This is a genomic window from Lysinibacillus louembei (genome assembly GCF_033880585.1).
Lineage (GTDB): Bacteria > Bacillota > Bacilli > Bacillales_A > Planococcaceae > Metasolibacillus > Metasolibacillus louembei.
The window spans coordinates 2,229,718-2,247,826 of the sequence record NZ_CP137624.1 but is presented as its reverse complement, the minus strand read 5'-3'; the positions used below and the strand labels follow the sequence as shown (position 1 = coordinate 2,247,826).

Genomic DNA, 18,109 nt, shown 5'->3' with positions numbered 1-18,109 from the left:
TCCCCCTTCCATTTTTCCTATTAATGATACGATTGTTTTCTCCATTTTGTTACATTCGTTTTATTTCTATCAATTACGCCTTGGCGTAATTGCGTCGGGATTTTGAATTGTGCTTGCACAATTGACTCCTTTCAAAATCCCTGACATCCGCCGGAGGCTTTATTAGAATTCAGCCCTCCACCTATAAAGATAGGCGTTTTCTGGCTCCTGTGGTTACTCGTCGCAAAAAAGATTGCTGAATTCTAATAAAAAATGTTGTAGAATAAATACTTGTTTCAATTATTAAGGAGGGTTTTCTTTGGCTTCACGAGAGCATTTTGCATCAAGAATTGGCTTTATTTTAGCTGCTGCTGGAAGTGCCATTGGTATCGGCGCAATATGGAAATTTCCATATATGGTCGGTACAAATGGAGGCAGTGTTTTTATTTTTTTGTTTATTATTTGCACATTATTATTAGGGCTGCCTATTTTAATTGCTGAATTTATGATTGGTCGTCGTGGTCAAACAGGCGCAATTCAATCATTTAAAAAACAGGCACCACATCGACCATGGTTTTTAATTGGTTGGCTCGGTGTCATCACGAGTGGTTTGATTTTATCGTTTTATAGCGTTGTTGGTGGCTGGATTTTAAGCTATTTACTGCGAGCAATAACATTTCGTCTATCAGGGCAAGGCATTGATTTTTCGCAGCTATTTCAACAAGTGATTGAAAATCCACTGGAAGTCATCATTGCACAGGGCGCATTTATGCTTATTACACTACTGATCGTACAAGCGGGTGTGAAAGATGGCATTGAAGTAGCAAGCAAGTGGATGATGCCATTGCTCTTTATCTTTTTCGTTTTATTATGTATTCGTTCCATCACGCTGGATGGCGCAATGGAAGGTGTACGCTTTATGTTTGTACCAGACTGGTCGTACTTCAATAGCGAAACCTTTTTATTAGCGCTTGGTCAAGCCTTTTTCTCCCTAAGTGTCGGGATTTGTATTATGGTTACATACGCCTCGTACCTACCAAAGGAAGAAAATATCGTAAGCTCTGGTGTCAATGTTGCAACGATGAATATTATCATTTCATTACTTGCAGGGCTAGTCATTTTCCCTGCTGTTTTTGCGCTAGGCTATTCACCTACAGAAGGACCCGGTCTTGTCTTTATGATTATTCCTGCTGTTTTTGAGCAGCTACCATTTGGTCAAATACTGTTAATTATCTTCTTTATTTTACTGTTATTTGCAACGATTACTTCAGCTATTTCTTTGCTGGAGGTTGTCGTTTCTAACAGCATTGGCGAACGTCTACATTTGCGTAAAAAAGCAGCATGGCTATTTGCAGCGCTTATTTTTATCATCGGGATTCCAAGCGCGCTCTCCTTCGGTACATTATCAAATATCACATTTTTCAATAAATCAATATTTGATTTTATCGACTATTTGACGAATAGTATTGCAATGCCAGTTGGGGCATTGTTCATTTCATGGTTTGCTGGCTATTATTATGAAAAGCAGCTATCACAGCAAGAGCTACAAACGACCCCACTATTATTTACAGTTTGGTATACAATTGTGCGTTATATTGCACCAATTGCCATTGTTGTTATTTTAATTCGTGGCATAATCAATTACGCCTTAGTGTAATTGCGCCGAAGGCTTTATTAGGATTCAGTCGGTGCTTAGATACCCAGGGTAATCTATGTTGTCATCGCACCACCTATAGAGATAGGCGTTTTCTACTGAATCATAATAAGCTAAAAATAGCCGTTGGGAAAAATGTTATTTCCCGACGGCTATTTTTACTATATAATGCATTTCGCTTCAAATTTAATCGCAATCAATTTATAGGCCATTTCGACGCAATGCTCAAATGGAATCCACTGTTCATAGGAATGCTCATAAACCATTTGAATAACCTTTGCTAATTCGCTTGGGTCATCTATCCGTTGCAACTTAGCAACGACATCTGCTGCCTCTGTCTCATAGCTCCCCTGACCTAAATGAAAAGGGTCCCATTCTTCAAGCACTTTTACAGCCTTTTGATTCATTTCGATATTTTCCACTATTACTATTCCCCTAAATTATTATATTTATATGATTCGTATGTTAACATATAATAAAATGAAACTAAAGGAAAGAGTGATAACTATGTCAATTTTCAATGAAGTGGTTGATCGTCGTAAATCCCGTTCTTATAAATGGGATCGTATGGAGCAAATTTTTAATATTGAAGATGCAAGCGATATTTTGCCAATGTGGATTGCCGATATGGATTTCGCTGCACCTCAAGCAGTAATTGCAGCTATCGAAGAGCGTTTACAGCATCCTGTATTCGGCTACTCATACGTTTGTGGTGGCTGTAAAAATGCTGTTGTTAATTGGTATGAGCGCCGCCATCAATGGACAATTGATCCAGAAACAATTTTATTCCACCATGGTGTTGTGCCAGCAATCGCTAGCATTATCGAAACATTTACAGCACCAAATGATAAAGTGGCAATTTCAACACCGGTTTATCCACCATTTTCAAACGTTCCAAAAAGCCAAGGCCGCGAGCTTGTTTGCTGTGATTTAGTTGAAGTAAACGGTTCTTACACGTATGATTTCGCAGCACTTGAGGAGCTATTTAAAGAAGGTGTGAAACTTTACATACTATGTAACCCTCATAATCCAGCTGGTGTTGTATGGAGCCGTGCGCAATTAGAGGAGCTCGTTGCACTATGTATTAAATACGATGTTTATTTGTTAGCAGATGAAATTCATGCAGATGTCATTTTACCTGGTGCGAAATTCATACCAACATTAACGGTAGAGGGCAGTGCACAAGCAAAAATCATTTCCTGTATTGCGCCGACAAAAACATTTAACTTAGCCGGTATTCAAGCTGCTATGATGGTTGTACCAAATGAGGATTTACGCAAAGAATTAGAGCAAAATGCAATGGCACATGGCAAAATGGATTTAAATGCATTCGCCTCTGCCGCTGTACAAGCTGCCTATACAGATGGCGATGCTTGGTTAGATGAATTAATTAGCTATTTATCTATCAATATGGATTATGTTGTCAACGAATTAAACGCATTAGATGGCATTTCTGTTGCAAAGCCTAACGGCACGTACTTAATGTGGATTGACTACCGCGCAACTGGCTTGTCAGAAGATGAAATGATGCAGCGTTTATTAACGATTGGTAAAATTGCTTTAGAGCCTGGCACAAAATATAGTGAAGCAGGTCGAGGCTTCCTGCGTATGAACGTTGCTTGCCCATTGTCTGTTGTAGAAGATGGGGTTGCCCGCTTTAAAAAGGCGCTAGCTACTAATTAAACAAAAGATGAACAAAGGATCGACGAAAGAAAATTCGGACATCCTTTGTTTTTCGTTTCATTGGGTGAATGATCATTTTTTTAGAAACTTCCTATGTGAGAAAAGCGTATATAATGATATGTAATAAAGATGGAGGCATTTTCATTATGAGAGTAATCAAATTTTTGTTGATAACAGTCATTGTACTTGGGCTAGTAGGCTATGGCGTTTACCATTTCGGCATGCAATTTATTGCTGGTAAAGTAGCAGAAACGGTAACGGTGGAATTAGCTAACAGCGAGCAAGCTGAAGCAATCAAGCAAGTGATTGAGCAAAACCCAACACTTACAGGCTATATGGAGGAGGCAAAGGCAGCGAACCCTAACGAATTGCCTTTTACGACAAAGGAAGAGGCAACGCAGGTGTTGATTGAAAAAGTAGGTGTAACAACATTAAATGATATTCGTGTCAAAGCAGAAAATGGCATGCTTTCACAGGAGGAAATCATTCAACAGCTGCAAAATAAATTAACAGCAGAGGAGCAGCTCGCTTTAAAGGTAATTATTTATCAAGAATTATATAAGTAAGCAAAAAAGTGAAATCGCATCGTCGATTTCACTTTTTCGTTCTACAACTATTTTTGTTCCTGCTCTTTTTTCATGCGCTCATCGCGCTCTGCTAATGCACGTGCCTCAAGCTTCTTCGCTTCCTGCTCTTGCTTTTTCGCAAATTTACGTATAAGTTTAAGAACTAAAAAACATAACCCTAACAAAAGAAGTATTTCTATAAACGCTGGTAAATATGTTGATTTATCCTCCGGGAAATAAAGAAAGCCAAAATTTAATATGAATGAAGTCATTATTCACACTTCTCTCAACGAATTATTCAAAAACTGTAATTGATTCAATTTTAATGTCTTCAACAGGCTTATCATTCATGCCTTTTTCCACATTGGCGATTTTATCAACGATATCCATACCTTCAACCACATGTCCAAACACCGTGTGCTTATGGTCTAACCAAGGTGTACCACCATGTTCAGCATAGTATTCAATTGCTTCTTTCGGGAAGTTCGCTTGCTCCATTTGACGGATCATATCACTTGGGATATGTGGCATTTGCACGATAAAAAATTGTGAGCCATTTGTATTGGGGCCCGCATTTGCCATTGATAATGCGCCACGGAAGTTAAATAAATCATGGTGGAATTCATCTTCGAAAGAGCCGCCCCAAATTGATTCACCGCCCATACCTGTACCAGTTGGGTCACCGCCTTGAATCATAAAATCAGTGATTACACGATGGAAGATGATTCCATTATAATATCCTGATTTTGCATGCCCTAAAAAGTTTTCAACTGTTTTTGGAGCTTGCTCTGGGAATAATTTAATTTTAATTGAACCCATTGTTGTATTCATTTCTACTAAAACTTCGCCAGCATTTAGCTCTGTCGTTAATTGTGGAAACATAAGTGTCTCTCCTTTAATTTTAATCATTAAACCTTTTCCATTCTACCATATTTCTTTTCATTTTTCCGCTTTTCGCAATCAAGTTACTTCCTTCGTGTTACGAAATAAGTTATACTATATGTCAATATCTTGTCTCAGCTAAATAACCTCATGTCAAATGTCTCGAACTTCTGCTGAGTATACCTACTAAGTGAGAAAGAATGTGACGCACAATGAAAAACAGAAAACACAATTTTATTATTATTTTAATCTCCAACTTTATCGTTGCAGGCTCTACAACAATGATTATGCCCTTCCTTTCACTCTATATCGACACGCTCGGCAACTTCTCGGAAAGCTATGTGCAAAGATGGGCAGGCTTTATTTTTGCCGCAACTTTTATTACAGCCTTTTTAATGTCACCAATTTGGGGACGCATTGCAGATAAATATGGCTATAAGCCGATTATGATTATTAACTGCTTTGGTATTGCCATAAGCATCTTTTTAATGGGCTATGTGCAAAATGTTGCGCAATTTTTTATACTGCGCTTATTTATGGGCGTTGTAACAGGCTTTATTCCTACGTCCATGGCATTTATTAGCAAACATACCCCGAAAGAAATCGCAGGAAAAACATTAGGTACATTGCAAATGGGGAGCGTTGGTGGGACTTTATTCGGTCCGGTTATCGGCGGCTTACTTGCAGATACTTTTGGTTTTACTTATACGTTTTTATATACCGCCATCGCTATTGTTCTTTCAGGCATTATTATTATTTTCGGTATTCATGAGCCTGAAATCATCAAAAAGAAAAAAAGCGCCATTTACTCTCGTAAAAATGTGTTATGGGCGATTTTCCACCACCGTCTTATGTTCAGTGTTATGATTGTGACGAGTTTAATTCAAATCGGCAATTTTAGCATCCAACCCTTGCTTTCTTTATATGTCACACATTTAACAACAGCCGCAAACGTCGCTATGCTCGCAGGCGTCGCATTTAGCGCAGCAGGCTTAGGTAATATATTGTTCGCACGCTTCTGGGGTCATTTAAGTGATCAAATTGGCTATGAGCGCGTGTTGACCGTCCTGTTAATTTGCTGTGTGATGTTCGTTGTACCACAGGCATTTGTTACGTCGCTATGGCAGCTCATTATGTTACGCCTTCTATTTGGTATTGTCGCGGGTGGCTTAATTCCGATTACTTCCGCCTTAATTCGCCGCGATGCACCTGTTGCCATTCAAGGAGAAGTAATGGGCTATAGCCAAAGCTTCCGCTTTTTAGGCAATATTATCGGTCCTGTACTTGGCGGTATTGTCAGTGGATTATTTAATATTCCAGCTGTCTTTTACGTAACAGGCTCATTATTCCTTGTAGCATTTATCATTCTATACTTTATTCGCAAAGCACCAAAACAATATATGGATGACATGCTAAAGGAGCATGCATAATACTCGAGTGGTAGGAAAAGCGTTACAATGCTTTTCCTGCCACTTTTTAGTACATTTAGCCATTCCAGAAACTCCCGTCTTATGCTATGATAAATGATTATTGGAGGCATAATTTATGAGAAAATTTTCTGGCTTTCTTATCATTATTGGCTGCTTTCCTCTTTTATTTTTTTTGAGTAGTGAGATTTCCTATGAAATTGAAGCGGCACGAACATTTGAAAACCAAATGCAAGACTCAATCGAATTTCCAGATGTTGCTTCTAAGCTGCCTATTACACTAGTAGATAAAAATAATGATGTCTATAGCGAGGAATATGTGGAATGGCGACAGCCAACATCGCTTGAAAATATCCCTCAAGTTGTTAAGGATATTTTTATTTATAGTGAGGATAGCGATTTTTATGAGCATATCGGATTTGATTTAAGTGCCATCGCTCGAGCGCTCGTTATTAATACATCTGAGCAATCCGTACAGCAAGGTGGCAGTACGATTACACAGCAATTAGTCCGCATGCGGTATTTATCAGAGGAAAAAACATATGAGCGAAAATTAATGGAAATTTTCTACTCCTATGAATTAGAAAAGCATTATAGCAAAACAGAAATTTTAACAATGTATTTGAATGAAATTTATTTCAGCAATCAAGTATATGGTATCTCAAGTGCAGCAACTTATTATTTTGGCAAGCCGTTAAATAAGCTATCATTAGCAGAAATTGCCTTTATTGCAGCAATTCCTAACAACCCATCGCTCTATGATCCGCTGAAAAATTTTGAGCAAACGAAGGCTCGACAGGAGCGATTGCTACAAATATTAGCGGAGCATGAGGTTATTACATTTGCTGAGGCAGAAACACAGAAAAGTGTACCGATTCAGTTGAATGTTAAACAAAAAATACAACAGTACCCTGCCTATAGTACATATGTTTTGCAAGAATTAAAATGGTTAGTTGCACAAAATGAAGGGTTCGATGTTTTGCTAGCAAATGCGGAAACAGAGCAGGAAAAGGAGCAGCTACAAAAACAACTGCAAAATAAAGTAGATGCCTTATTCCAACAAGGGGCCGTTGTCCATACAGCATTAAATCCTTTAAAGCAATTGCATGATGAACAAGCAATCAATCAAATTTTAGCATCCTCTGAGCTGCAAGCAAGTGCAACGATTATTGATAATGAAACGAGAGAGATTACAAGTATTTATGGTGGAAAAAACTATAAAAAATTTGATTTGCATCGCGCTTATCAAACACCCCGTCAACCAGGTTCGGCTTTTAAGCCTTTAGCTGTTTATGCACCTTACTTTGAAACAATAGATGCTTCCCCCTCCTCCACTGTAAGCGGAGGTGCTTATTGCATTGGCACTTTCTGTCCTGAAAACTATGGTGGTGGGCTTTATGGTCAAGTATCTTTGTCAACAGCTTTTCGTCACAGCTATAATACAAGTGCTTTACGTTTGTATAACACAATTGGTATTGATACCGCCTTCTCTTATTTAGAGCGATTCAATTTCAAATCACTTGATGCACGAGATTATTCATATGCATCGGCACTTGGTGGATTAACATATGGTGTGACATCGCTTGAGCTAGCAGATGCTTATACAAGCTTCATTGATGGCTCCTATTCTCAAGCACATGCCATTCGAAAGGTAACGGATTTACAGGGCAATGTACTTTATAAATGGCCATCTGAGCGCACAGTTATTTGGTCACCTAAAACCGTTCGTTATATGCGCCAGCTGCTCACAGATGTTGTGACAGGTGGGACTGGTGTTGGCCTTTATACATCAACAAATTATCTTGGAGCAAAAACAGGAACAACGAATGACTTTAAAGATTTATGGCTCGCTGGTTTAACAGATAGCGAAACCGCCGCTGTGTGGCTTGGTTATGATATACCACAATCAATGGAAGATATCGAGCGCTACCAAATTCATTACCAAATTTTTAATGCGATTATGAACTAATGAAAGGGAGTATCTCAAAAGTGCTTTGAGATACTCCCTTTTCAATTTGCAAACGGTAAGCTTGCTAATACACCATTATAAAGCTTCACTACAACATAGAAGATTAAAACGATAAACAATGTCCAAACGATTATTTCAAAGAAAATTAAGCCAATCATACCACCAATTGACGTAAAATTACTCATTTTATATACCGTATATACAAAATAAATAAGAACTGTTAATACAAAAACAATGAGCAGTATGATGAAAGATTGAATGCCAAAAGCTGATAGCAAAGCACCGAAAAAGAAAATGACATAGCCTCCACGTGCAGCATTCATCGTTTCCCCTACTTTATCACTAGAAAAAAACAGCATACCAAGCTCATGTATTGTTTCACCAATTAATTTAAATGCGGAAAACATCATGAAAAAAATAAGTGCAAAGACAATTAATAAAAATATCCGCAACTCTAAATCGGATAAAAATTCACGCATTCCTGTATAAACACCAATCACTTTAAAAAACTCAATGGATTGTGTCACGGTAAAAATACCGAATGTCAAACTAAACAATAAAATGGTGAACAACGGTAAATAACCGTATAAATATGGATTTTTCATAAAAATTTTTACCCTCAAATTTCGTTATTCTTTCCTATTTATAATAACGAACAAATAGCACTACCTGCAAGGGGTTAATTGCCTATGTGCACATGCAATTGCATGAAAAATCAGTTATAATGAATATTGTTAGTGTTTTACAACGTTATGAAGGGAGGCTTTATGAGATGCAAGTTTTAGCGATTTTTATTCCTTTATTAGCAGCTATCTTGATTCCACTATTATTCCGTTATGCTCGAACAATACATACTGGTTGGTTCGTACTGATTGTACCTCTTCTACTTGTTAGTTATTATGTAACATTTATTTCCCGGGTAATGGATGGAGATACTGCACTTGCTTCTTTTAATTGGATTCCATCTTTAAATATTTCATTTGAATCTTATTTAGATGGTCTTAGCTTATTATTTTCTTTATTAATTACGGGAATCGGTACACTTGTTGTTCTATATTCCATTTTTTATTTAGACAAAACAAAAGAGCAGCTGCATAATTTTTATATTTACTTGTTAATGTTTATGACAGCGATGCTTGGCGTTGTCCAATCTGATCATATGATTACATTGTATTTATTTTGGGAGCTGACATCGATTTCTTCGTTTTTACTAATCGGCTACTGGTTTCAACGTGATAAATCGCGCTTTGGTGCATTAAAATCGATGATGATTACAGTTGCAGGTGGTCTTCTGATGCTTGGAGGCTTTGTACTCTTAGCACAAATGGGTGGCACATACTCCATTCGTGGATTAATTGCACAAGTACCACATTTTTGGGATAGTCAATACTTTGTACTAGCATTAGTCCTTATTTTACTTGGTGCTTTTACAAAATCTGCGCAGTTCCCATTTTATATTTGGCTGCCAGATGCGATGGAAGCACCTACACCTGTCAGCGCATATCTACACTCTGCGACAATGGTGAAGGCTGGGATTTATTTAGTTGCACGTTTTACACCGATTTTTGCTGTATCAGAGGTATGGATTTGGCTTGTTACAGGCATTGGTTTACTAACACTTATATGGGGCTCATTCTTTGCGGTGAAGCAAACCGATTTAAAAGGCATTTTAGCTTTCTCAACAGTCAGCCAATTAGGCTTGATTATGTCATTGTTAGGTGCTAGTGCCATCGCCTTTCATGTAGAGGATGCAGCAAATACGGTATTTAAATATGCCGCATTCGCAGCCATTTTCCATTTAATTAATCATGCCACGTTTAAAGGTAGCTTGTTTATGATTGCTGGTATTGTTGACCATGAGACAGGAACGCGTGACATTCGAAAGCTTGGCGGATTAATGAGCATGATGCCACTTAGTTTTTCTGTTGCTTTCATTAGTGGCTTATCGATGGCTGGCTTACCACCATTTAACGGCTTTTTAAGTAAAGAAATGTTTTTAACGGCAATGCTTACACTGAAAGATTTTGAATTATTCGAATTTAGCACATGGGGAATTTTACTCCTGATTGTTGCTGTCGTTGCAAGTATTTTCACATTTGTTTATAGCTTCTATTTCGTATTCAAAACCTTTATGGGCAAATTGCAGGTGGATAAGCTACCACAAAAGCCACATGAAGCACCGATTGGTATGCTGATTGCACCGCTGATTTTAGCAGCGCTTGTTATGCTGATTTTCTTTATACCGAATGTTATCGGCTCAGTATTTATTAAACCAGCTGTTTTTGCGATGCAACCATTTTTATACCAAGACCCGTTTTTATCTAACATGCCATCTAGTATCGATATTACAGTGAAGCTATGGCATGGTTGGACAGCACCTGAACTATGGCTAACCGTGTGTATTATAGCAATTGGCGCAATTTTATTTGTGACATTGACTAAATGGCAAAAGCTATATCGTCTACAGCCTGAGAAGTTTTCGATTAATGCTCTTTATGATTTTGTCATGGATGGCATCTTCAATCGCGGGATGGCAAAACTATCAAAACGCATTATGCATGGCTCTACACGCCATTACTTTATGTACATGTTTGCAGCGATTAGCTTGATTGTTATTGGCACATTATTTTATAAAAATGCCTTTAAACTATCATTTAAAGCTGCTGCACCAATTGAATTGTATCAATTAATTTTAATTATTGTTCTTGTATTAGGTACATTGACGACATTAATTGCAAGATCACGTATTACAGCGATTGTCGGTTTAGGTGCGGTCGGTTATACAGTTGCGCTGTTCTTCGTTATGTTTAATGCACCCGACTTAGCGTTAACACAGCTAGTAATTGAAACGATTTCAGTTGCATTGTTTTTACTTGTCTTTTATCATTTACCTCGTTTAGGTAAGGTGAAAGAATATACGCCTTTCCGCTTTAGACGTCTAGTCGTTTCAATCGGGATTGGCGCAATGGTCACACTACTCGCTTTATCAGCGCATTCGCAAAAGCTAGTACAATCAATCAATGAATATTATAAGGAGACCGTTTACACATTAGCGGGTGGCGGCAATATCGTGAACGTTATTTTAGTGGATTATCGTGGCTTTGATACATTGTTTGAAATCACGGTGCTTGGCCTTGCAGGTATGGGCATTTATGCGATGATTAAACTGCGTTTAAGTAGAAAGGAGAAGTCGAATGAAAGCGAATAAATTGAAAACAAATGATTTAATTTTGCAGTTTACGGCGAAAATCGTCTTTTTCATTATTTTCTTCTTCTCCATTCATATTTTCTTTGCAGGGCATTATACACCAGGTGGTGGCTTCGTCGGAGGGCTATTAACATCCAGCGCCATCGTCTTGCTGGTGATTGCCTTTGATTTAAAAACAGTGCGAACAATTTTGCCAATCAACTATATGTACATGACAGCATCAGGGCTCATTTTAGCTTTTGCGACTGCTGCTTATCCAATTTTTGATGGCAAGCCTTTTTTCACACATTATTTCGATTATTTCAATTTGCCGCTGTTTGGCAAAACGTCTTTGCATACAGCCGCATTATTTGATTTAGGCGTATTTTTGGTTGTTGTTGGTGTTACGATGACCATTATTCAAACGATTGGGGAGGATGAATAATGGAAATTATTATGGCTTTTGTTTGCGGCTTCTTGTTTATGGCTGCAATCTATTTAATTTTATCGCGTAGCTTATTACGCATTATTATTGGTACAGGCTTGTTAAGCCATGGTGCTCACTTATTAATTTTAACGATGGGTGGGCTTGGTGGTAGCGCCCCACCTGTTTTAGCAGAAGGGGTTACTGATTTTGCTGACCCAATCCCACAAGCGCTTATTTTAACGGCGATTGTTATTGCCTTTGGGGTAACAGCCTTTATTTTAGTGCTTGCCTACCGCGCATATCAGGAATTAAAAACAGACGATACAACGGCTATGGAAGGAAGTGACACACATGATTAACTTCCTACTGTTCCCTATTTTAATTACGTTTTTCACTGGAATGATTCTTATCTTTTTCCAGAAAAATATCTATATACAGCGCACGATTTCGCTTATTTCATTAGGAATTGCAACAATTTGTGCCTTTTTCGTCATGCTGAAAGTACAGCGTGAAGGAATTCAATCTGTCACGTTTGGTGACTGGCCTGTACCTTACGGAATTACAATGGTAGCAGACGGTGTCTCTACATTGCTTGTTCTTACATCATTGCTGCTAACGTTTTTCATTGTGTGGTACAGCTTCAGCTCCATTGGCAGAGCACGTGAGCATTTCTTTTACTATCCAGGTATTATGTTTATTTTGACAGGTGTCAACGGCGCCTTCACAACAGGTGATATTTTTAACATGTTCGTGTTTTTCGAAGTGCTATTAATGTCCTCTTATTTACTCATTGTACTGGGTGGTGAAAAAAAGCAGCTGCATCAATCAATTCAATACCTTTTAGTGAATATTATTTCTTCTGCCTTATTCGTCATTACAGTTGCTTATTTATACTCTGTCATCGGTACGCTGAGCATGGCGGATATTGCTGTGAAGATTGCAGAAATTGACCAACCAGGTATTATTACAACGATTGCTGTACTTTTTTTAATGGTGTTTGGCTTAAAGGCAGCCATTTTTCCGCTGTACTTTTGGTTACCTAGCTCTTATGCAGCACCGCCAATTCCTGTTTTAGCGCTGTTCGGTGCATTGTTAACAAAGGTTGGTGTCTACGCCATTATGCGTACATATACGCTATTTTTCGTGCATGATATTGCCTTTACGCATCAATTGCTGTTAATTTTCGCCGTATTAACAATTGTGGCAGGCTGCATTGGTGCATTAGCACATTTCGATGTGAAACAAATTATTATTTATAATATTGTCATTGCAGTTGGTGTTATTTTATTTGGTGTAGCACAAATGAATTTTGCTGGTTTAGAGGGGGCTATGTTTTATTTAATACATGATATGATTATTAAAGCGGCACTCTTTATGCTTGTCGGAATCATCATTTATGTAACAGGTACAAGCAATTTACGCAAAATGGGTGGGCTCATGAAAAAATACCCATCATTAGGCTGGTTTTACTTAATCGCAGCGTTTGGCTTAGCAGGTATTCCGCCTTTAAGCGGCTTTGTTGGGAAATTGTTAATTGTGCAAGGTGGTTTTGCAGCTGGCAACATATGGAGTAGCATTTTCATTTTAGCATCTAGCTTAATTGTTTTGCTATCAGTTATTCGTATTTTTCTATATGCCTTTTGGGGTGAGGAAGGTCAAACAGTGCAAATTCAGCCAAAAAAATATAAGCAGCTCTATTATCCTACAGTTATTTTAGTCATCCTTTCCATCGCTTACGGCGTTGGTGCTGAATGGGTAACACCATTTATGGATGGCGCTGCCCGTGTGTTAACAGACCCTTCTATTTATATTGAAGCGGTCATGAAAGGAGCACAACCTTAATGGCATTTCAAATACTATTAAACTTTTCACTTGCCCTATTATGGATGTTCCTTGGTAATAACTTTACAGCTAGCGGCTTTATTATCGGCTATTTACTTGGTCTAGCAGCTGTTCTACTAATGCGTCGCTTTTTCAACGGGCGACTGTATATTGGACGTATTTGGGCTTTTATAAAATTGACATTCTTATTTTTCAAGGAGCTCGTCTTAGCCAATGTGGCGGTATTACGTGTTGTATTGAAGCCCAAGCTTGATATGCAGCCTGCATTTTTCAAATATGATACGACATTAACACAGGAGTGGGAAATTACGCTGTTATCTAGCTTAATTACATTAACGCCAGGTACTGTTGTTGTCCATGTGTCTGATGATGCAAAAAGCTTATATATACATGCAATTGATGCAAAGGATGTGGATGAAACGATTGATTCCATTCGCAACTCCTTTGAAAAAGCGATTTTGGAGGTGAGTCGTACATGACCTATTTTATTTGGGGGGCAATTGTCCTTGTTATGCTATCAATGATTTTAGTTATTTACCGTCTCATTAAAGGACCAAACCCTTCTGATCGTGTCGTTGCGCTAGACTCAATTGGCGTTTCTCTTATCGCATTAATCGGAATGTTTTCGATTATGGTAGATACAAGCTTTTATTTAGAAATCATTTTATTGCTCGCTATTTTATCATTTATTGGTACAGTAGCCTTTTCGAAATTTATTGAGAAAGGAGACATTATTGAACGTGACAGTTCTCGCTAATATTTTAATTGTTCTCTTTATCTCGATAGGTGTTATTTTTATTGCAGTAGCCGCAATCGGTTTATTGCGCTTACCTGATTTATATACGCGAGCACATGCAGCTTCTAAAAGTGCAACATTAGGTGTTATGAGCGTGTTAATCGGTGTTTTCCTACATTTTTGGCTGATTGAAAACCACTTCAATCCACGCATATTGCTAGGGATTTTGTTTATTTTTATGACAGGTCCTGTAGGCGGTCATATTATGAGCCGCTCATCCTACATCGCAGGCGTTAAACCTTGGTCTGGTACTGTACGTGATGATTTAAAGCCTGAAATTGAACGGATGAAAAAAGAACAAAATGTACAAGATTAAAAAAGAAAAGAGTAAGAAATCGTTGGCTGATTTCTTGCTCTTTTCTTTTATGAGGAACTCATAATTTTCGTCCTAACGATATGGTCCATAAAATCCACGGCGATATGGTGGATATGGATATGGTCGATATGGCGGATATGGTGGATAATACGGATAACGTTGCGGATAAACTTGATTTCCTAAAAAACCTCCAAGAAAGCCTCCTAAAAAGGGTGCACCAAATGTAAACCATGGAAACATAAAAAATCTCCTCCTTTGCTTTACTATATGACAAAAGCTTAGGAATTGGTGACAAAGGAGCTAATTGAAAATTTATTTTCAGTTAGCTCCTTTGCGACGAGTAATCGCAGGAGCACAATTCTTCGAAAATGACTTTTCAAATCCCTTGAAAGTCATTTTCAAATCTTCAGTTGCGACGAGGATGGTGGTGGCTTGCTACAACCACCGCAGGAGCAATTCACTTTAAGCTAGCACCTCTACACAACCATCGCATAAAAAAATCGATTTACACCAAATTGCTGAGTATAAATCGATTTTACGCTTATATAGCCTTTAATGTGGCAAGAAATTTACTCTTCCTCTGCTAATTGCTCAATAAAGCTTGCTAAAGTACGAACCATGACACCTGTGCCACCTTTTGGTCCAAGGTCATATGCTGCACTCGCATCAGATGTTCCTGCAATATCTAAATGAATCCATGGTGTCTCTTCCGCAAACTCACCGATAAAGCCTCCACCAAAAATCATGTGTCCATCGCGGCCTGGTGAGTTGTTCAAATCTGCAAACTCAGAGTTACGAATGCGCTTTTTATCATTTTCTGTTAACGGTAAGCGCCATACAAATTCATTTGTATCTACAGTTGCCTCCATAAAGCTTTCGAAAAATGGCTCATTATTCGTTAATGCACCTGTTTTATCATTACCTAATGCGACAATGACACCGCCCGTTAATGTTGCAACATCAATTAAGTAGCTTGCTCCTTGCTCCTTTGCATATGTTACCGCATCGGCTAACACAAGGCGTCCTTCTGCATCTGTATTGAATACTTCCACAGTTTTGCCGCTTAATGTTGTAATCACATCATCTGGCTTTAAGGCCTCGCCAGAAACCATATTGTCTGTTGAGCCGATAACAGCCATGACGTTTTTATTCGGACGTGTTTCCCCAATAATTTTCATTGCACCTAAAACAGCTGCTGCGCCACCCATATCGCCTTTCATGCCAATCATACCTTCACGAGGCTTTAATGAGTAACCACCTGTATCGTACGTTACACCCTTACCTACAAAGCTCACAACATCTTCCCATTGCTCTGTCGCCTTGTATTTCAATGTAATCATACGCGGCTCCTGCACAGACCCTTTATTGACACTTAAAATAGCGCCCATTCCTAGTTCTTCCATTTGTGCTTTATTTAAAATTTCTACTTCAAAGCCATACTGTTTTCCAAGCTCTTCCGCATAATTTGCTAAATCAGTCGCTGTTAATAAGTTTGGTGGTGTATTGACAAGCGTACGCGCCTCGTTTGTTGCCTCTGCATAAATATGCCCTACCTCATAATTTGCAGCAACTGTCTCAGCAGAGCTAGAGGCTACAAACTGAACCTCTTCTAAATAAGTATCGGGCTCATTTGATGTCGTTTTGTAGTGCTTCACTTTATAGAAGCCTAAGCCAATCCCTTCACCAGCTAAAAATGCCGCCTCTTCCTCTGTTACTTGTTCAGTTACAAATGATTCAAGCCAAATTGTATACGCTGTCTTTTTTGAAGCCTTTAGTTGCTTTCCTACTAAGCCAAATGCATTGCGTAATACTTCTGCTGTTAATTTCTTGCCTTCCCCTAACCCAACAAATAAAATTTGCTTTACTGCTTTACCTGCAATTGGCAGCTTTGTCATTACTTTTGCCTCAGAAGAAATTTCCCCGCTATGTAGCCAATCATTAATATGCTCACCAAAGGCTGCTGGCAATGCAGACCAATTGCTCATTTGCTCGCGATGCTTTTGCACACCAACGATTAATACATCTGTTGCCACTTGCTCTAATGTTGTTAATTGTTTTGCAATATTCATTCCATACATCCTCCAATTGTTTAATCACTCTATTATACAATATCATAATTATTCGAATAACGAAATAATTGCTTTTCATCGTAGACCTGTAGTTGTTGACATTCACAAATATGATATACTTTTCTTATAGTAATTACACAATTGGAAAGGTACGGTGAACAATGGAGCTTTTACAAAACACCCCGCTGTTAATTGGGATTTTTGCTATTTTACTTGCTCAATTTTTAAAAGTCCCAATTTATTTTCTTGCCACAAAAAAAGTTGATTGGCACTTGCTCACATCAACTGGCGGGATGCCAAGTTCGCATTCTGCTGCCGTAGCAAGTATCGCCACCGCTGTTGGTTTTGAAACAGGCTTCGATTCACCGATTTTCGCTGTTGCAGCAATGCTTGCCGGTATCGTGATGTATGATGCAAGTCATGTGCGCTTTCAGGCAGGACAGCATGCCGCAGCTTTAAATGAAATCCGCCACGATTTACAGCATTTCTTCCGTGAAATTAAACGTTGGCCTGAATTAAATGAAGAGCAAAAAATTGAGGATTTAAAAACATTGCTTGGACATAAAAAAAGCGAGGTCACAATCGGTGCGCTATCTGGTATTATTTTAAGCATCATTGTTTATCAGTTTCTGTAAAGTAATGTGAAAAGGCTAGCGGAAAATTTTCCGCTAGCCTTTTCAATCAATTACGCCTTGGCATAATTGCGTCGGGATTTTGAATTGTGCGTGCACAATTCAAAATCCCTGACATCCGCCGGAGGCTTAACTTGAATCAGTAATGTTTTTTGCGACGAGTAATCGCAGGAGCAGGGAGTTTGGGACTCCCTCTGATTCTATTACTTTTCTGGCATTCATCCCGCCACTTATGGAAGTGGGGAATTTCTGCTGATTCAAGTTAAAACATTCGATAGCCATTTTTACGCAATAAAATCATCACAATGCCCGCAATAATCGCCCCAGCAAAGCCGCCCGATAAAATAATAATATCTGCTGGCTGTAGAGCAATAAGTTTATCTAGCAATGCAGGGAAGGCTGTTCCCGGCTTGAAAATATAATCCAAAAAGCTGACTTCATCAACGATAAAAATAACGATAATTGGATAGATAATCGCCATTAACCATGTCATACGCAGCAGCATATTTAATAAAAAGCCAATGCCGAAAAACATAACTAAAAACAATAATGTTGAAATAATTACTTCTGGAATGGAAACTGTCATTATGTAAACCTCCGATATACTCTCCATCAAGTTTACATGATTCAAGAAAAGCTTTCAATGTTAAGTCCTTATACGGCAACAAGCCATGCCAAAA

General features: G+C 38.4%; 20 protein-coding genes. 13 read left to right on the top strand and 7 right to left on the bottom strand.

Annotated features, from left to right (window positions below):
* The first annotated feature begins 298 nt into the window (after positions 1 to 298).
* Positions 299 to 1,636, top strand: coding sequence for a sodium-dependent transporter (locus R6U77_RS11100; RefSeq protein ID WP_319835709.1), 1,338 nt, complete (start codon positions 299 to 301; stop codon positions 1,634 to 1,636).
* 158 nt (positions 1,637 to 1,794) lie between these two features.
* On the opposite strand, the gene R6U77_RS11095 is transcribed toward R6U77_RS11100, so the two are convergent.
* Positions 1,795 to 2,055, bottom strand: a complete 261-nt coding sequence (locus R6U77_RS11095) for a DUF1871 family protein (RefSeq protein WP_293929077.1) — start codon at positions 2,053 to 2,055, stop codon at positions 1,795 to 1,797.
* An 85-nt stretch (positions 2,056 to 2,140) separates the two neighbouring features.
* On the opposite strand from R6U77_RS11095, the gene R6U77_RS11090 reads away from it, so the two are divergent.
* Positions 2,141 to 3,316 (top strand): MalY/PatB family protein, encoded by a 1,176-nt coding sequence (locus tag R6U77_RS11090; RefSeq protein ID WP_319835708.1) that lies wholly within the window; start codon positions 2,141 to 2,143, stop codon positions 3,314 to 3,316.
* A 146-nt stretch (positions 3,317 to 3,462) separates the two neighbouring features.
* Entirely contained in the window at positions 3,463 to 3,882 is a 420-nt protein-coding gene (locus R6U77_RS11085) for a hypothetical protein (protein WP_319835707.1), read from the top strand.
* A 47-nt stretch (positions 3,883 to 3,929) separates the two neighbouring features.
* Here R6U77_RS11085 and R6U77_RS11080 read toward each other — a convergent pair whose 3' ends face one another.
* The gene (locus tag R6U77_RS11080) at positions 3,930 to 4,154 is read right to left on the bottom strand and encodes a hypothetical protein (RefSeq protein ID WP_293929083.1); all 225 of its coding nucleotides are present in this window, start codon (positions 4,152 to 4,154) and stop codon (positions 3,930 to 3,932) included.
* 22 nt (positions 4,155 to 4,176) lie between these two features.
* Entirely contained in the window at positions 4,177 to 4,764 is a 588-nt protein-coding gene (locus R6U77_RS11075) for a peptidylprolyl isomerase (RefSeq protein ID WP_293929085.1), read from the bottom strand.
* 212 nt (positions 4,765 to 4,976) lie between these two features.
* On the opposite strand from R6U77_RS11075, the gene R6U77_RS11070 reads away from it, so the two are divergent.
* Both R6U77_RS11070 and R6U77_RS11065 read left to right on the top strand, forming a co-directional pair.
* Entirely contained in the window at positions 4,977 to 6,194 is a 1,218-nt protein-coding gene (locus R6U77_RS11070) for an MFS transporter (RefSeq protein ID WP_319835706.1), read from the top strand.
* A gap of 115 nt (positions 6,195 to 6,309) precedes the next feature.
* On the top strand, positions 6,310 to 8,160 hold the full coding sequence (locus R6U77_RS11065; RefSeq protein WP_319835705.1) for a transglycosylase domain-containing protein: 1,851 nt from the start codon (positions 6,310 to 6,312) through the stop codon (positions 8,158 to 8,160).
* Positions 8,161 to 8,201: 41 nt separating this feature from the next.
* Here the strand turns inward: R6U77_RS11065 and R6U77_RS11060 are convergent, their stop codons facing one another.
* A complete protein-coding gene (locus tag R6U77_RS11060; RefSeq protein WP_319835704.1) occupies positions 8,202 to 8,765 on the bottom strand; it encodes a DUF5366 family protein in 564 nt (187 codons plus the stop codon).
* A gap of 167 nt (positions 8,766 to 8,932) precedes the next feature.
* Between R6U77_RS11060 and R6U77_RS11055 the strand changes: the two genes are divergently transcribed.
* From R6U77_RS11055 to mnhG, 7 genes are read left to right on the top strand one after another with little or no spacing between them, the layout of a single operon-like run.
* Positions 8,933 to 11,368: a Na+/H+ antiporter subunit A gene (locus tag R6U77_RS11055; protein WP_319835703.1), complete on the top strand. Its 2,436-nt coding sequence runs from the start codon at positions 8,933 to 8,935 to the stop codon at positions 11,366 to 11,368.
* 1 nt (position 11,369) lies between these two features.
* Positions 11,370 to 11,792 (top strand): Na(+)/H(+) antiporter subunit B, encoded by a 423-nt coding sequence (locus R6U77_RS11050; protein ID WP_293929138.1) that lies wholly within the window; start codon positions 11,370 to 11,372, stop codon positions 11,790 to 11,792.
* The gene (locus R6U77_RS11045; protein ID WP_293929095.1) at positions 11,792 to 12,133 is read left to right on the top strand and encodes a Na(+)/H(+) antiporter subunit C; all 342 of its coding nucleotides are present in this window, start codon (positions 11,792 to 11,794) and stop codon (positions 12,131 to 12,133) included. Before R6U77_RS11050 ends, R6U77_RS11045 begins: the two co-directional genes overlap by 1 nt.
* Positions 12,126 to 13,616: a Na+/H+ antiporter subunit D gene (locus R6U77_RS11040; protein WP_319835702.1), complete on the top strand. Its 1,491-nt coding sequence runs from the start codon at positions 12,126 to 12,128 to the stop codon at positions 13,614 to 13,616. Before R6U77_RS11045 ends, R6U77_RS11040 begins: the two co-directional genes overlap by 8 nt.
* The gene (locus tag R6U77_RS11035) at positions 13,616 to 14,095 is read left to right on the top strand and encodes a Na+/H+ antiporter subunit E (RefSeq protein WP_293929099.1); all 480 of its coding nucleotides are present in this window, start codon (positions 13,616 to 13,618) and stop codon (positions 14,093 to 14,095) included. Before R6U77_RS11040 ends, R6U77_RS11035 begins: the two co-directional genes overlap by 1 nt.
* On the top strand, positions 14,092 to 14,373 hold the full coding sequence (locus R6U77_RS11030; RefSeq protein WP_293929101.1) for a Na(+)/H(+) antiporter subunit F1: 282 nt from the start codon (positions 14,092 to 14,094) through the stop codon (positions 14,371 to 14,373). The genes R6U77_RS11035 and R6U77_RS11030 overlap by 4 nt, the downstream gene beginning before the upstream one ends.
* Positions 14,357 to 14,728, top strand: coding sequence for a monovalent cation/H(+) antiporter subunit G (gene mnhG, locus R6U77_RS11025; RefSeq protein ID WP_293929140.1), 372 nt, complete (start codon positions 14,357 to 14,359; stop codon positions 14,726 to 14,728). The genes R6U77_RS11030 and mnhG overlap by 17 nt, the downstream gene beginning before the upstream one ends.
* A gap of 72 nt (positions 14,729 to 14,800) precedes the next feature.
* On the opposite strand, the gene R6U77_RS11020 is transcribed toward mnhG, so the two are convergent.
* Together R6U77_RS11020 and R6U77_RS11015 are read right to left on the bottom strand one after the other, a co-directional pair.
* Positions 14,801 to 14,968: a hypothetical protein gene (locus R6U77_RS11020; RefSeq protein WP_293929103.1), complete on the bottom strand. Its 168-nt coding sequence runs from the start codon at positions 14,966 to 14,968 to the stop codon at positions 14,801 to 14,803.
* 329 nt (positions 14,969 to 15,297) lie between these two features.
* Positions 15,298 to 16,797 carry a leucyl aminopeptidase gene (locus tag R6U77_RS11015; RefSeq protein WP_319835701.1) on the bottom strand — a complete coding sequence of 500 codons (1,500 nt, stop codon included), beginning with the start codon at positions 16,795 to 16,797 and terminating at the stop codon, positions 15,298 to 15,300.
* Positions 16,798 to 16,958: 161 nt separating this feature from the next.
* Here R6U77_RS11015 and R6U77_RS11010 point away from each other — a divergent pair, with 161 nt between their 5' ends.
* Complete coding sequence (locus R6U77_RS11010) at positions 16,959 to 17,432, top strand: divergent PAP2 family protein (protein WP_293929107.1); 474 nt, start codon at positions 16,959 to 16,961, stop codon at positions 17,430 to 17,432.
* 259 nt (positions 17,433 to 17,691) lie between these two features.
* On the opposite strand, the gene R6U77_RS11005 is transcribed toward R6U77_RS11010, so the two are convergent.
* On the bottom strand, positions 17,692 to 18,015 hold the full coding sequence (locus R6U77_RS11005) for a YuiB family protein (RefSeq protein ID WP_293929109.1): 324 nt from the start codon (positions 18,013 to 18,015) through the stop codon (positions 17,692 to 17,694).
* Between the last annotated feature and the right edge of the window lie 94 nt (positions 18,016 to 18,109).